The sequence below is a fragment of the Kribbella sancticallisti genome, from assembly GCF_039530625.1.
GTDB classification, from domain to species: domain Bacteria; phylum Actinomycetota; class Actinomycetes; order Propionibacteriales; family Kribbellaceae; genus Kribbella; species Kribbella sancticallisti.
Genome location: NZ_BAAAOS010000064.1, coordinates 132519 through 146737, shown reverse-complemented (window position 1 = coordinate 146737; position 14219 = coordinate 132519). Strand labels below are relative to the sequence as shown.

Sequence of the window (14219 nt, the reverse complement as noted above, 5' to 3'; positions counted from 1 at the left end):
GGGCGCGCATCAAGCGAGACGACAGCATCGGCGCCACCGCCACCGCGAGCGGACGGTCACTCAGGCGACGCCTGGGCGGACCGCCCGGCCGGCAGTCGGTTGTCGCCGCTTGCTGCGTTGTCCTGTCCCTGTCCGCCGGAGCCCTGGCGGTGGTCCCGTCTGCCCAGGCGGACCCACCGGATCCAGCCGCGAAGAAGAAGCAGCTCGACTCGCAGATCAACGAGTCGAAGGCCGACCTGCACGAGTCGTACGACCAGCTGGCCAAGTCCGTTGCCGCCTACAACCAGGCGGAGACGCGGTACAAGGTCGTCCAGGCCCGGTACGCCGTTGCCCAGGGCAAGCTGGCCGCCGCGAAGGCGGCCGACGTGGTTGCCGCGAGCAAGCTGAGGCAGGCCGAGTCGGCGTTGCAGAACGCGCTGAACGAGGTCGCCGCGGGCGAGCAGGTGATCGTGCTGCAGAAGCAGGTCGCCGGGCGCGCCGCGCAGTCGGCGTACCAGCAGCAGAACAGCCTGGTCGGGCTGTCGATCGTGCTCAAGGGCGCATCGCCCGCCGACGTGGCCACCGGAGTCCAGGTGCAGAAGAACGTGTTCGGCATCCAGGGCAACACGATCGCCAAGCTGAACAACGCGCAGGCGCAACTGGCCAGCAAGCGGGCCAAGCTGACGGCAGCGGAGAAGATCGTCGCCGCCCAGCGGGCGGAGGCCGCTCGTACTGTCCAGCAGGTCACGGCGTTGACGAAGCAGGTCGCCCAGGACAAGGCAGAGGCCGCCAAGCTCGCCCAGGCCCAGCTGACGGCGTACAAGGCCGCTGAGAAGGACAAGAACACCGAACTGGCGCAGTACAACGCGCTGGTGGCGGAGCGTAACCGGGTGCAGCAGATCCTGATCGCCCGGGCGCGGGCCGAGAAGCTGGCGGCCGCGAAGCGCAAGGCGGCCCGGGAGGCGGCCGAGCGGGCGAAGGCGAAGAAGGAGAACCGGCCGCCGCGGGACGTCCCGGACGACCCGGGCACCTCCTCGGGGCTGAGCTACCCGATCAACACCTACATCACCTCGCCGTACGGGATGCGGTTCCACCCGGTGCTGCACTACTGGAAGCTGCACGACGGCACCGACTTCGGCGGCGGCTGCGGTACGCCGATCCGCGCGGCCGCGAGCGGGGTGGTTTCGGACCGTTACTACAACGGTGGCTACGGCAACCGGCTGTTCCTGTCGAACGGCGTGATCAAGGGTTCGTCGATCACGACGGTCTACAACCACCTGTCGAAGTACAAGGTGCGCGTCGGTCAGCGGGTCTCGAAGGGCCAGGTGATCGGCTACGTCGGCACCACCGGCTACTCGACCGGCTGCCACCTGCACTTCATGGTCTACCAGGACGGCCAGGTGGTTAATCCGATGAAGTGGCTGTGAGTGGTCTGAGATACTGGTCGGATGGTGAAACAGACCGGCCACAAACCGATCGCGCAGAACCGTAAGGCGCGACACGACTACCACATCGACGACGTGGTGGAGGCCGGACTCGTGCTGACCGGGACCGAGGTGAAGTCCCTGCGGCTGGGTCGAGCCTCCCTCGTCGACGCGTTCGCGTCCGTGCGGGGCAACGAGCTGTGGCTGCAGAACATGCACATCCCGGAGTACACGCACGGCACCTGGACCAACCACGAGCCCCGGCGGATCCGCAAGCTGCTGCTGCACAAGGACGAGATGCAGAAGCTGATCAAGGCGGTCGAGCAGCAGGGCGTCTCGCTGATCCCGCTGTCGCTGTACTTCAAGGACGGCTACGCGAAGGTCGAGCTCGCCACCGGGCGCGGCAAGAAGGACTACGACAAGCGGCACGCCCTGGCCGAGCGCCAGGCGGACCGCGAGGCTCAAAGAGCACTGAGCGACCGTCGCCGGTAGTAGTACTGCCCTGGGCCGCTGTGGCTGAGGCCCGGCGGGGGTTTGGTCAGGGGCCAGTCCGGGGCTCACCCGATGGGGTCGCGGTGGTTCGCGAGGCAGGCTGAAGGCATGTCCACTTCAGACCTGCTGGTGACGCCGGCCCAACGGGACCGCGCTGTCGAGATCCTCCAAGAGATGTACGCCGACGGCCGTTTGGAGCGGGTCGAGTTCGACACCCGCCTGGAGTTGGCCCTCAAGTCCCGCACCCGGGCCGAGCTGAACGGCACGTTCGACGGCTTGGTCGCGCGACCGGTACCGACGTACGCGCCGGCCGCCTTCACCCGGCCGGCCCCGGTCCAGCGGTACGCCAGTCAGGGCCGCGGCCTCGGGATGGTGTCCCACTGGCTCGGGTATCCCACGTTCTTCGTCGGCCCCGCCCTGATGGTCGCCACCGCCGGCAAGCAGAACCCGGCCGTCCGCAAGCACGCGGTGGAGGCCCTGAACTTCCAGCTCAGCGCGCTCGCCGCCTTCGCCCTGCTCGGCGTCGTCAGCGGGGTCACCGAGGGCTTCACCGCGTTCCTGTTCCCGCTGGTCGGCCTGGTCTGGTTCGTCCTGACCGGCATCGGCGGCCTGGCCGCCCTCCTCGGCTCCGACTTCCGTTATCCGTTCACCCTCCGGATGATCAAGTAGCGGGAATCTGGAGTGCGGCAGGCTTGTTGGACTTGATAGTGTGGGTGTTCCGCGGTCAGTCAGAGCGCTACCGGGCCGCGGGTGCTTGACAACTCAACAGGGGGTGAACGGTTTCGACTTTGGACGTACGTTCCAAGGGAAGCGGGCCGAGGATCCAGGGTTATCTCGTAAACGATCTCTGGAAACCAATAACTGCCAACGTTGAATCGCGCAGTAGCTTCGCTCTCGCCGCCTGACGGCCTGAGCTAAAAGAAGCGGTCAGCCCGGGGTTGCTTCCGACCCGGTTCCTGGCCTCAGCTAGGAAGCTAGCTTCGTCAACCCGGTCACGGGGTTGACGCGGGACATTTACAGTGACTGAGCTCGTCAGCAACCTTGTCTGTGGGAGTGCTGGAGCTGAGAAAAGCGACTAACAGACTGCGCCCGGAGAAGTCTTGGGTCGACGCTGAAGGACGCGGGTTCGATTCCCGCCACCTCCACCCCTGAAAAGTTGGACAAGGCCCCGGCAGGCAACTGCCGGGGCTTCGTCACGTCCGAAGCCCGTCGAGACGCCGGTGGCTGTCCGCAACATTCCGCGCGGCGCTGCTGAGCAAAGGCGCCGCATGGCTCTACCGGTCGTGAGCCCGTGGGCCACACCAGTCGATGACTGTGCGCGCGTAATCGGCGGGGACTTCGAGTGGCGGCGCGTGACCCACGCCGTGGAGGGGCACCAAGTTCCAGTCGGGCCGCTGCGCTGTCCAGTCATCGATCGACGCGCGGGGAACGATGCGATCCTCATCGCCCCAGACAAGGAGAGTCGGCGACGCGACGCGGCGCATCGCGTCGAGCAGGGGTCGCCGCCGGACGAACATCAGCGACATCAGCGAGGCGTACACCGTCACCGCGCTTCCCAAGCGCGTCGGCTCGACCGCCGACATCTCGTCCCGCAGGAGACCGGCGATTTCCGGCGACATTCTCGTCAGGTCACCGCCCGTGTTCCATTTGCTGCCCGCAATCGACGCGGGATCGTCCAGTACCCGCAGTTGCGCAGCGAGAATGCGCCGCCCGGACACGCGGAGCAGCGCAAGGGCGACCGGTGCGGCGATGGCCAACCCGACCCTGCCGAGGGTTCGCCACCTGCGCGCCTCGCCGGCGCTCAGCGGAGGAGGAAGAGCCGGCGCCGCCAACACGAGCCCGTCAACCCGTTCGGGTGCCTGGTCGGCGAACAGCAACGCGATCATCCCGCCCGCCGACCAGCCGTGAACCGTGACCCGATCCAACTCGAGCGCGGCAGCGAAATCGCGCAGGAACCGCGCGCTGGTTTCGATGCCCGCCGCGCGCCGGTTCGGCAGCGCGGTGTGGCCGGCGATCGTGCCGGGCAGGTCTACCGCGATCGCGTGCGCGTGTGGTCGCAGTTCCGCGAGTACGTCGAGCCAGTTCGAGGCGCTGTTCGCCGGGTTGGGAACGAGCAGGTGAACCGGCACTTCCGACGTCCGCGTCCAACCAGTGACCAGGTAGTGCACCTTCGTGCCGTGCACATCGACTGTCTCGCTGCGAATTCCGGACCAGCGAGCGGCGCGCTCCCCCCAGTCGGCGTACTGCATCACTCCAGGCTATGCCATGCCTAGCCGGGGTTGAGTTTTATGCCGGGGATGGTGAGGGGCTTGCCGGAGGGGCCGAAGACTTGGCTGAAGTTCAGGGAGGCGGTAGTCAGGTGGGCGGGGAGGTGGCCGTTGAAGGTGATGGTGCCTCGTTGGAGGGTGCCGGGTGGGATGGTGTCGGACCATTGGCTGCGGAAGGTGTCGGCCTCCAGGGTGGTGCCGTCGGAGCCGGTGAAGGTGCAGAAGCCGAACAGGGGCAGGCTTAGCGAGGTTTCGGTGGTGTTCTTCACGGTGAGTTCCACGCGGGTGAAGTGCGCGGTGTGGAAGACGTGTTCCACCGTGGCGATCAGGCCGCTGCCGGACTTGGTGATGGGGCGGACGAGGCGGTCTTCGCCGGATTCCTTGCCGGTGACGTAGCCGGCGGCGTACTGGACGCCCGCGGCGACGGCGAAGCCTCCGAGGCCGACCACTAGCAGTACTACGAGGATCGCGGCGGCGGCCGGGGTGCCACGGCGGCGGGCGACCGCGGTCGTAGTACGGGTGTTGGATGCCGGTGCGGACGCGGGTTCTTTGGAGACTGCTTGGATCACCGCGATCACCATCGCGGTGAGCAGTGCGAGGCCAGGTGGGACCAGCCAGCGGACGACGCCGCCGGCGTGGTCGGCGACGAAGGCCGCGATCGAGTTCGCGGCCAGGCCGAGGGCCTCGACAACGCCGGCGATGACCATGACCTTCACCAGCCGGACCCGGCCCGCTGACGGCCCGCGAGCCGGTGCCGCATCAGCGTTCGAGGTGGCCGGTCCGTGGAAGGTCAGCACCGCGTCGCCGATCTGGATCCGGTCGCTGTCGTGCAGCGGCACGCTCGTCGTCAGCGGACGGCCGTTGACGAGGGTGCCGTTGCGCGAGCCGTAGTCGGCGATCGACCACGCGCCGCCCGAGCGGGTCAGCCGGGCGTGCAGGCGGGAGACGAGTTCGTCCGAGCTCAGCCGGATGTCGGCCGTCGGATCCCGTCCGATGGTCGCGCTGACTTGATCGGCGGGCAGCGCCCAGCGCTGCTCACCGAGCGACAGAAACGACTCGTTCCCCACCGCGCCCCCCAAGGCACCTACCCCTTCTGTGAGTGTGCACTCACCGCCAGTTCGGGTCCAGATGTCGCGACCCCAGGAGCGCTAGTTATGCTGAGATAACTATGTCGAGACAACCAAAGCGTCGCGTGTCCAGCGAGCAGGCCACCGAGGAGCAGTGGGCGGAGTTCGCCGATCTGGTGCTCGATATCGCTCGGGAGATCCAGTTCCGAGGTTATGTGAGCCCCGAGGCGCTGTCGTTGTCGGCGCCTGAGGGCAGTGTGATGCGCTACCTGTTCCGGCATCCGGGCGCTCTGCCGAGTGAGGTGGCCTTCGCGACGGGTCTGCAGCGCAGCAACCTCAGTGCACTGCTGCGTGGGCTCGAGGAGAAGGGGCTCATCGATCGGGTAGCCGACGTCGACGATCGCCGATCCGTTCGCATCCATCCGACGCCGCGGGCGATCAGCAACTACGCCCTGGTCCGGCAGGAGTGGGGCTCGGCCGTGGCAGCGGCGGCCGAAGATGACCCGACGGTGGAGGCCAGCCTTCCCCTCCTGACCAAGGTCGCGGCCGGCCTCGTCCGCCTGCGACAAGCCGACAGCCGACCTTGACCGGTCGTCAGGGCACAGCCCAGCGAAATCGTGGACCACGGGGAGTGGAGCCGGCAGAGATCAGTACCGCGACCAGCATGTGCGGGTAGCGCCAGGTGAATGACGGGTTGAGGATGACGTCTCGCCAGTTCGTCGGCTCGAAGCGCCCGTCACGGATCGCGAAGCCCGTGGCAGCAAACATCGTGGCCTGCTTGACCCGGCCGTCGCCGTACGCCGCCAGAAGCGGAACATCGGGAGATAGACCGGCTTGCCTGTCTTCCAGTGCAGGCCGATCAGTACGCACAGGAGGATGAACAGTCCGACGGTGATCGCCGGGAACGTCATGTGGAACAACACGGTGATGCGAACTGCCACCGGGACAGGTCGAGCAGGCTCATCGGACGTCGCCGGTCGTGCTGGTGGTGAACGAGGGCAGGCCGCGGGTGCCGATGACCAGCAGGGCGACGATCGCCAGTTGGATGCCGACGGCCGCGACGAAGGCGTGGTTGATGCCGCGCGGTTCGAGGGCGACGTACAGAGTGCCGAGGGTGGCGACGCCGAGGGCCAGTCCTGACTGCTGGAGGGTGATCAGGACACCGCTGCCGATGCCCGCGTGGTGAGCGGGTACGTCGGTGAGGACGACGCGGAACAGCCCGGCGAACAGCAGGGACTGTCCGGCGCCGATGAGGGCGAGCGGACCGGCGAGGTCGAGCATGCCGACGTGCGGCCAGTCGTTAGTGATGACGGCGATGAGCAGGGCGAGCCCGATCACCTGCACGATGCCGCCGCCGGCCAGTGCGCCGCGACCGAAGCGGTTGATCAGGCGCGGACTGACGATCGAGCCGATCAGGAACAGCACGGCCATCGGCAGGATGGCGAGGCCGCCGCGAAGCGGGCTGTAGTTCAGCCCGTCCTGAACAGTGAGGGCGAAGACGAACATGAACGCGCCGAATCCGACGCTGAACGGCAGAACCAGGGCGAGCCCGCGGGCCATCGACGGCAGACGCAGCAGCGACGGGGGCAGGAGCGGTACCGCGCCGCGGCTTTCGGTACCCCGCTCGACCGCGTACGTGGCAAGGGCCAGCACGACGGCAAGGGCGAGCAAGGCCCAGGTCCAGACGGGCCAGCCGGTGTTTCCTCCTTCGGTCAGCGGCACGAGCAGTGCGGTCAGCGTGCCCGCGAACAGGACGGTGCCGGGAAGGTCGATACCGACCGGACGCTCGGAGCGCGTGGCGGGGACCACCTCGCGGGCCAGGACCCAGACGAGCAGGCCGAGCGGGATGTTGATCAAGAAGATCGGCCGCCAGGACGTCCCGGCGATGTTCGCGTGCACCAGCAGGCCGCCGGTGAGTTGACCGACGACCGCCGCGATGCCCGAGGTCGCGCCGTACAGAGCCAGCGCGCGAGCCTTGCGTTCGCCCTCCAGCGTTGCGTGGGCGGTGGCAAGGACCTGCGGCACGAGCAGGGCGGCGGCCGCGCCCTGGATGACGCGAGCCCCGCAGGAATGCGCCCGCGAGCAGCACGAGCAGGCCGACGGAGTGCAGGCCCCCCGCCTTCGCCATCGCGCGCGGTGACTGCGTCGTACGGCCGGCCGCCGACCGGCCTGAGGTTGTGGTCATGAGCTTCGATCCTGAAGGTAGTTATGAATTTATAACATCAATATCATAACTACCCCAGGACAAGACCCGGCTGGTCTCAGCTGAGGGTCATGCGTGGTTCGCCGTTCAGGATGCCCGTGCCGGCGATGGCGCAGGTGCCGCCGCGGTTGAGGTGGTAGGACTGGCGGACGCAGGAGCGGACGGCCAGTTGGCCCCAGTAGTTGGGGTGGATGGATTCCTGGAGGTAGTAGTTCGAACCGACGGTGGTGACGGTGCGGATCTGGTTGACCCATTCGGTCTTGTCGACCGCGGTGGATTGTCTCCAGGAGGTGAGGCCGACCTCTTCGTAGAGGCCGACGGTCTTCTCGCAGAGGCGGCGGCCGTTGAAGGTGGACTGGAGTTCGAGCAGGCGGGTGTTCGACAGGCCGGACTGGGTGATGGCGGCTCGGACGGTGTTGTTGATGGTGGTGAGGGCGGTGGCGTTCGCCCAGTCGGCGTCGGCGTTCCAGAAGCCGCAGCCTCCGACGCTCTGGCGCGTGTAGCCCGTCTGGCCGTAGCGGAACCCGTTGCCGGCAGGGATGGGGGACGGGTAGGTAGGTCTGCACGAGCAGGGTCCACGCGTTGTCGGCGTACCCGGCGTTGCGCATCGCGGTCCGGAGGTTCTGGAACGACGTCGCCACGCGAGCCCGTACTGCGGTGACGTTGGCGGAGGTGAAGTTCGCGACCACCGACGAGTCATCCTTGCAGTAGTCGGGGTACCACGACGGCGACAGCAGGAAGTTCGTCACGCAGGCCTGCACGATCGAGGCGAAGTTGAAGTCGTTGCCGCCGATCGAGGCGACCACGAGTTTCACGTTGTGGGTGGTGGCGAACTGCTGCAGGAGTTTCGCCTGGCCCAGGTGGCCCGCGCCGTCGTCGTAGAAGTCGAGGCCGGGCTTGAAGTTGTCCCCCGCCGAGGTCGTCGTACGGGCGCCGGAGCAGGCCAGGTTCAGCCCGCCGATCCCGCCGCCGACGTAGGCCTCCGCGGACTTGCTGCGATGGCATCGCGGGATCGTCTCCGCGGTCCCGGCGGCGTTGTCGTGGTACGCGTGGGCGCCGAGCGCGTCCGCCGGGGCCTCGGAGTTGTTGGAACTGCCGGCCCAGCGGCCGGCCTCCCCGGAGATGTAGGAGTCGCCGACGGTCACGACGTACGGCGTACCGGAGCCTGGGCCGTCAGCGTGGGCGGCGGGGGTGGTGACCACCAGCATCGAGCCGGTGATCAGGAGGAGGAGGGACACGGACAACCGACGACTTCGCGGATTCTGCACCGGAAGGCCTCTCTCGCCGAAGGGCGATGACCACTTCGACCCCGTGGTGGTCACCGTGCAGCGAGAATGTACTCCCCAGTAGCACTTGTGGGTAGACCGAGCGTAGTGACACGTTTGCGCCCTGTCACCACCGTGTCAGTACTGGTGTCACTCGGCCGGCGGCGGCTCCTCGGTCGAGGGGTAGCGCGGGGACCACCAGTCGCTCCAGCGCTTGTCGATCGACTCGCGGGCGGCGTCGTCCACGCCGTACAGGGTGAGCACGGCCATCGCGGCGCCGTTCGGCTTCTTCTCGGTCGCGCCGACGTGGCTCAGTACGAGCAGCCCGTCGCCCCACTGATCGACCGAAACCCCCACCTGGTTGTCGGATCGGAACCACACTCGCCCGGTCGCGGCCTCCCCGCACAGATCCGCCTCATAGGCGGACCCGACCGCCGCCGTGAGTCCCAGCAGTTCCGCAGGCCCCGTACTGCGATCGCCCGCGCCCGCGTAGAACAGCGTGCGCCGCGGCTCGCCCGGGTGCCGCTCGAGCGCGAAGCGAAGTTGCTGGATGAACGTGATCCAGCCCTCGGTGATGTCGTCGTAGTAGGCGTCCCACTCCGGGTCGTCGGCGTGCGGCGCGCGGGTCAGCGTGATCCTCGAGCCACCCTCGTGCGGCTCGACGACGAACCGGTCGCCGCCTTGGATCTCCAGCGTGTGGGTGCCGCTGTCCTCGGTGAACGCGGTGAAGTAGATCAGGTCGATCTCCGCGTCCAGCCCGTCGAACTCCCAGCCGTGCCAGTGCTTGATCTTCTCCTTGTCCCGCATCGCGTCCCAGACCGCCTCGACCGGCGCGGCGACGGTCACCACGATGACCGGAGTCTCGTCACTCATCACTTTCTCCTTCTGTACTTCGGGGTGCCGGGTGGCCGCCGGCGATCACCCGGTAGGGGCGGCCGCCGTCGGCGTCGAAGGCCTCGACGGTCCGCCGGACGGCCTCGGTCAGTGCGTCGGTGAAGCGGTGCACGTCGCCGGGCTCGGCGAACCGGACCTCGGCCTCGAGCGTGAAGGTCAGCAGTCGCTTGCCGGCGGCATCGGCCTCGTTCTGCATCCGGGCCACGTCGCGAACGGTGCCGGCGGCAACTTCCACCAGGTGCTCGGCCGCGTACTGATCGCCGAGTTGGCTGAACGCGCGGCCCATCACGGACGGGTCCACGACGAACGAACCGGAGGTCGCCCGCAGGATCCGCTCGACGCAGCCCCGCCGCTGACGCTCCTCGACCAGTTCCACCAGTCCGGCCTTCTCCAGTTCGCGCAGGTGGTAGTTCACCCGCTGCCGGGGCAGCTCGAGAGTCACGGCCAACTGGGTCGCCGAAGCGGGCTCCTGCAGCAGATCGAGCAGCTTCCGCCGCAACGGCGACAGCGCGGCCCGCACTTTCTCGGGCTCCTCCAGCAGCTTCATGCGGACCACTGTCGTATTGACAGTTTCATTTGTCAATACGACGAGACCTGACGATGAGGGAGCATGGGCGGCATGTCTGTCGTGGGGCCGCAGTTGCCGGTGGGGACTCAGGTGGTGTTTCGGGTGGAGCGCCCCGACGCGGCCGGCGGTACGGCCCAACGCGGGGCGACCGGCCGGGTCAGCGGCGTCACGGCCGACGGGCAGTACGTCGTCCGCCTGGTCGACGGGCGGGACGCGACCGCGAAGCGGGACCAGCTCAGCCTGCGTACGGCGTACCAGAGTGAGGCGGTCGCGGTGGATCAGCCGGACGGAGATCGGCTGGTTCGCGAGCACACCATCTACGCGGCGGTGGTCGGGTCGCGGGCGTTCGGGCTCGACACGGACACCTCCGACACCGATACCCGCGGGGTCTACGTCGCGCCGACCGAGGCGTTCTGGTCGCTCGGCAAGCCGCCTATGCACGTCGACGGGCCGGAGCCCGAATGGTTCTCCTGGGAGATCGAACGCTTCTGCGAGCTGGCCCTGAAGGCCAATCCGAACCTGCTCGAAGTACTCCACTCGCCTTTGGTGGTCCGGCAGACTTCCCTCGGCGAGGAGCTCGTGAGCCTGCGGAAGACGTTTCTCTCGCAACTCGCCTACCAGACGTACTCCGGCTACGTGCTGAGCCAGTTCAAGAAGATCGAGGCGGACTATCGGCGGGACGGGGCGCCGAAGTGGAAGCACGTCATGCACCTGATCCGGCTGTTGCTGTCGGCTCGCACTTTGCTGGCCGAGGGCAAGCTCACTGTTGACGTCGGCCCGTACCGCGATCGGCTGCTCGCGGTGAAGCGCGGTGAGCTGCCTTGGGACGAGGTGGAGCGCTGGCGCCTCACTCTCCATGAAGAGCTCGACAACGCCTTGCGGAAAACGGTTTTGCCCGCGACGCCGGACGTCGGTACCGTCGACGCCTGGCTCAGGTCGGTCCGGAAGAGGAGTTTGGGTGACGCGTGACATGCGGCAGCTCGACTATGCCGAGCTCCGCACGATCATGGGCGCCCAGCCGTACCGCTTGCTCTTCGCAACAGTCTCCGGCGCCCATCTGTACGGGTTCCCGAGTCGCGACTCCGACGTAGACCTCCGCGGCGTCCACGTCCTGCCGGCCGAGGAAGTGGTCGGCCTGACGACGGGACCGGAGACCCTCGACCGGACCTGGGTCGAGAACGAGGCCGAGGTCGATCTGGTGACGCATGACCTCGCCAAGTTCGTCCGGCTGATGCTCCGCCGGAACGGATATGTGCTCGAGCAGGTGCTGTCGCCGTTGGTGGTGGCGAGCAGTCCGGAGCATGAGGTACTGGTCGCCCTGGCGCCTGGCTGCCTGACGAAGTGGCATGCGCATCACTATCGGGGTTTCGCGAAGACGCAGTGGGAGTTGTTCGGGAAGACGGATGAGCTGAAGCCGTTGCTGTACACCTTCCGGGTGCTGCTCACCGGGATCTATCTGATGCGCGCCGGTGAGGTCCAGGCTGATCTGCGGCAGCTTCGTGACCTGGTTGCCGAGACGCCGGCGTATCTGGGCGAATTGATGGCGGCGAAGGCCGAGGCTGAGCACGGGCCCCGGGTCGGGCCGTCGAAGGACGAGCTCGAGCGGGATGTGACCGGGCTTCAGGCGGTGCTCGACCAGGCTGAAGCCGAGTCGAAACTGGCGGATCGGCCGACGGCCGACGCTGCGCTGCTCGTGCCGACGCGCCTTCGCGCGAGCTGACTCCATAACCCTGCTGCTCTCTGTGAGCTGACCGGATAGCGGTCAATCTGCCGCGGGTTGCGGGAAGGTTCCCGCCGCCTGGCCGACCCCTGTCCAGTGAGGGGTGAGCCCTCTAAGGTATTTACTTAACTGAGTGAAGCTATTGACACCCGGTGTGTTTGGGTAAATAGTTCCGTCCTGAAAACAATCAGAAAGCAGAGTGAATCAACAGTGTCGAACATCAAGGTGCTGCAGCTCCGCTCGGCGGGGGTCAGTCTCGTGTTGGACTGCTCCGGTCCGGCGCTCCCGTCCGTGCTGCACTGGGGCGCGGATCTGGGCTCGCTGGACGAAGCCGCTCTGGTTGGACTCAGGCAGGGAGCCGGTGCCGTCCAGACCGGCAACGGGCTCGACGACAACAAGCCGGTGGCGATCATCCCGGAGTACTCCGCGGGCTGGTTCGGTCTGCCCGGGCTGAACGGTCACCGCGATGGGCACGACTTCTCGGCGTCCTTCCAGCTTCAGAGCGTGGCGCAGACCGGGAACACGGTCCAGGTCGCCGCCACTGACACCCAGGCGGGACTGAAGCTCGACCTCACCATCGAGCTGACCGACTCCGGCCTGGTCCGGGCGAAGGCAGAACTCACGAACACCGGCACTTCGGCGTACACGGTCGACGGGCTGGTGCTCGCGCTGCCGGTGCCGACCGAGGCCACCGAACTGCTCGACATGACCGGCCGGCACATCGGTGAGCGCGTCCCGCAGCGGCACGCGTTCACCCAGGGCGCGCACATCCGCGACAACCGCCGTGGCCGCACCGGCGCCGATGCCACCCTGCTGCTGATCGCGGGCACCCGCGGCTTCGACTTCGGCACCGGTGAGATCTGGGCCGTGCACACCGCCTGGAGCGGCAACCACCGCTCGTACGCCGAACGCGGCATGAGCGGGTACGCCGTGATCGGTGGCGGCGAGCTCCTCCTTCCCGGCGAAGGCCGTCTCCAGCCGGAAGGGTCCTACAGCACCCCGTGGATCTACGGCTCGTACGGCATCGGCCTCGACCAGGTGTCGACCCGGTTCCACGAGTACCTGCGCGCCCGCGAGACGCACCCGAAGACGGATCGCCCGGTGGTACTGAACACCTGGGAGGCCGTGTACTTCGACCTCGACCTAGACAAGCTGAAGGCCCTCGCGGACGCGGCCGCCGAGGTGGGCGCCGAACGCTTCGTACTCGACGACGGCTGGTTCCGCGGCCGCCGCGACGACCACGCCGGCCTCGGCGACTGGTACGTCGACGAGGGGATCTGGCCGAAGGGCCTGCACCCGCTGGTGGACCACGTCACCGGCCTCGGCCTGCAGTTCGGCCTCTGGGTCGAGCCGGAGATGGTCAACCCCGACTCCGACCTCGCCCGCGAGCACCCGGACTGGATCCTTGCCACTGGCAACCGGATGCCGCCGACCGCGCGGCACCAGCAGGGGCTCAACCTGGGCATCCCGGCGGCCTACGACTACCTGCTCGAGCGGCTCGACTCGCTGCTGAACGAGTACGACATCAGCTACCTCAAGTGGGACCACAACCGCGACTTCGTTGACGGGGGCAACCAGCAGACCGGGGCGGCCGGCATCCACGAGCAGACGCTGGCGGTGTACCGGCTGCTGGACGAGCTCAAGCGCCGCCACCCCGGCCTGGAGATCGAGTCCTGCTCGTCCGGCGGTGCCCGGGTCGACCTCGGCATCCTGGAGCGGACCGACCGGGTCTGGGGCAGCGACAGCAACGACGCGCTGGAGCGGCAGAAGATCCAGCGCTGGACCCAGATGCTGCTGCCGCCGGAACTGATCGGCTGCCACGTCGGCCCGCCGAAGGCGCACACCACCGGCCGGACCCAGAGCCTCGCCTTCCGCGCGACCACCGCGCTGTTCGGCCACTTCGGCATCGAGTGGGACATCAGCGCGGCCTCGCCGGAGGAGCGCGCGGAGTTGGCAGGGTGGGTCGCGCTGCACAAGGAACTGCGGCCGCTGCTGCACACCGGCAAGGTGGTCCGCGCCGATCGCGGCTCGGACGACTTCCTGCTGCACGGCGTGGTCGCGCAGGACGGCTCGCGCGCCGTGTATTCCGCAGTACAGATGGCTCAGTCGATCACCTCCGACCTGGGCCGGGTCCGGCTGCCGGGTCTCACCAAGGACCGCGTCTACCGGGTCCGCAAGACGGCGACACCCGGACCCGAGCCGCGGCACAAGGCGTCTTGGTGGGCCGACGGCGGCGCCGTCGACTTGACCGGTGCGGCGCTGGCAGCCGTCGGCGTCCAGGTGCCGGCCCAGTGGCCTGAGACCGCGATCTTGCTGGACGTCCAAGCGATCTGAGCCATC

General features: G+C 67.9%; 13 protein-coding genes, 1 other RNA gene and 2 pseudogenes. 8 read left to right on the top strand and 8 right to left on the bottom strand.

The annotated features are described in order from the left end of the window. Positions 1-149 precede the first annotated feature (149 nt). The 4 genes from ABD255_RS40260 to ssrA all read left to right on the top strand — a co-directional run bounded on the left by ABD255_RS40260 (position 150) and on the right by ssrA (position 3043). Positions 150-1406, top strand: a complete 1257-nt coding sequence (locus ABD255_RS40260) for a peptidoglycan DD-metalloendopeptidase family protein (protein ID WP_344222100.1) — start codon at positions 150-152, stop codon at positions 1404-1406. Between the two features lie 21 nt (positions 1407-1427). Further along, positions 1428-1895 (top strand): SsrA-binding protein SmpB, encoded by a 468-nt coding sequence (gene smpB, locus ABD255_RS40255; protein WP_344222099.1) that lies wholly within the window; start codon positions 1428-1430, stop codon positions 1893-1895. A 108-nt stretch (positions 1896-2003) separates the two neighbouring features. Further along, the gene (locus ABD255_RS40250) at positions 2004-2564 is read left to right on the top strand and encodes a DUF1707 and DUF4870 domain-containing protein (RefSeq protein WP_344222098.1); all 561 of its coding nucleotides are present in this window, start codon (positions 2004-2006) and stop codon (positions 2562-2564) included. Between the two features lie 99 nt (positions 2565-2663). Further along, positions 2664-3043: a transfer-messenger RNA gene (gene ssrA / locus ABD255_RS40245) on the top strand. A 126-nt stretch (positions 3044-3169) separates the two neighbouring features. Here ssrA and ABD255_RS40240 read toward each other — a convergent pair. Together ABD255_RS40240 and ABD255_RS40235 are read right to left on the bottom strand one after the other, a co-directional pair. After that, positions 3170-4144, bottom strand: coding sequence for an alpha/beta fold hydrolase (locus ABD255_RS40240; RefSeq protein WP_344222097.1), 975 nt, complete (start codon positions 4142-4144; stop codon positions 3170-3172). A gap of 20 nt (positions 4145-4164) precedes the next feature. After that, positions 4165-5229, bottom strand: a complete 1065-nt coding sequence (locus ABD255_RS40235) for an FHA domain-containing protein (RefSeq protein ID WP_344222096.1) — start codon at positions 5227-5229, stop codon at positions 4165-4167. 101 nt (positions 5230-5330) lie between these two features. On the opposite strand from ABD255_RS40235, the gene ABD255_RS40230 reads away from it, so the two are divergent. Further along, on the top strand, positions 5331-5816 hold the full coding sequence (locus ABD255_RS40230) for a MarR family winged helix-turn-helix transcriptional regulator (RefSeq protein ID WP_344222095.1): 486 nt from the start codon (positions 5331-5333) through the stop codon (positions 5814-5816). A gap of 7 nt (positions 5817-5823) precedes the next feature. Here the strand turns inward: ABD255_RS40230 and ABD255_RS40225 are convergent, their stop codons facing one another. The 6 genes and pseudogenes from ABD255_RS40225 to ABD255_RS40205 form a co-directional block, all read right to left on the bottom strand. Next, a complete protein-coding gene (locus tag ABD255_RS40225) occupies positions 5824-5997 on the bottom strand; it encodes a cytochrome ubiquinol oxidase subunit I (protein WP_344222093.1) in 174 nt (57 codons plus the stop codon). Positions 5998-6035: 38 nt separating this feature from the next. Next, a pseudogene (locus ABD255_RS43975) lies at positions 6036-6152 on the bottom strand (hypothetical protein); the annotation flags it as partial. Between the two features lie 37 nt (positions 6153-6189). Next, positions 6190-7284, bottom strand: a pseudogene (locus tag ABD255_RS40220) (MFS transporter); the annotation flags it as partial. 206 nt (positions 7285-7490) lie between these two features. Further along, positions 7491-8132 carry a hypothetical protein gene (locus tag ABD255_RS40215; RefSeq protein ID WP_344222091.1) on the bottom strand — a complete coding sequence of 214 codons (642 nt, stop codon included), beginning with the start codon at positions 8130-8132 and terminating at the stop codon, positions 7491-7493. 715 nt (positions 8133-8847) lie between these two features. Continuing rightward, positions 8848-9570, bottom strand: coding sequence for an SRPBCC family protein (locus tag ABD255_RS40210; RefSeq protein ID WP_344222090.1), 723 nt, complete (start codon positions 9568-9570; stop codon positions 8848-8850). Next, complete coding sequence (locus tag ABD255_RS40205; RefSeq protein ID WP_344222089.1) at positions 9563-10138, bottom strand: helix-turn-helix domain-containing protein; 576 nt, start codon at positions 10136-10138, stop codon at positions 9563-9565. Before ABD255_RS40205 ends, ABD255_RS40210 begins: the two co-directional genes overlap by 8 nt. Before the next feature lie 72 nt (positions 10139-10210). Here ABD255_RS40205 and ABD255_RS40200 point away from each other — a divergent pair, with 72 nt between their 5' ends. From ABD255_RS40200 to ABD255_RS40190, 3 genes are all read left to right on the top strand, one after another. Continuing rightward, complete coding sequence (locus ABD255_RS40200) at positions 10211-11128, top strand: nucleotidyltransferase domain-containing protein (protein ID WP_344222088.1); 918 nt, start codon at positions 10211-10213, stop codon at positions 11126-11128. Continuing rightward, complete coding sequence (locus ABD255_RS40195) at positions 11118-11879, top strand: nucleotidyltransferase domain-containing protein (RefSeq protein ID WP_344222086.1); 762 nt, start codon at positions 11118-11120, stop codon at positions 11877-11879. The genes ABD255_RS40200 and ABD255_RS40195 overlap by 11 nt, the downstream gene beginning before the upstream one ends. Before the next feature lie 210 nt (positions 11880-12089). Beyond that, a complete protein-coding gene (locus tag ABD255_RS40190) occupies positions 12090-14213 on the top strand; it encodes an alpha-galactosidase (protein WP_344222084.1) in 2124 nt (707 codons plus the stop codon). The last annotated feature ends 6 nt before the right edge of the window (positions 14214-14219 follow it).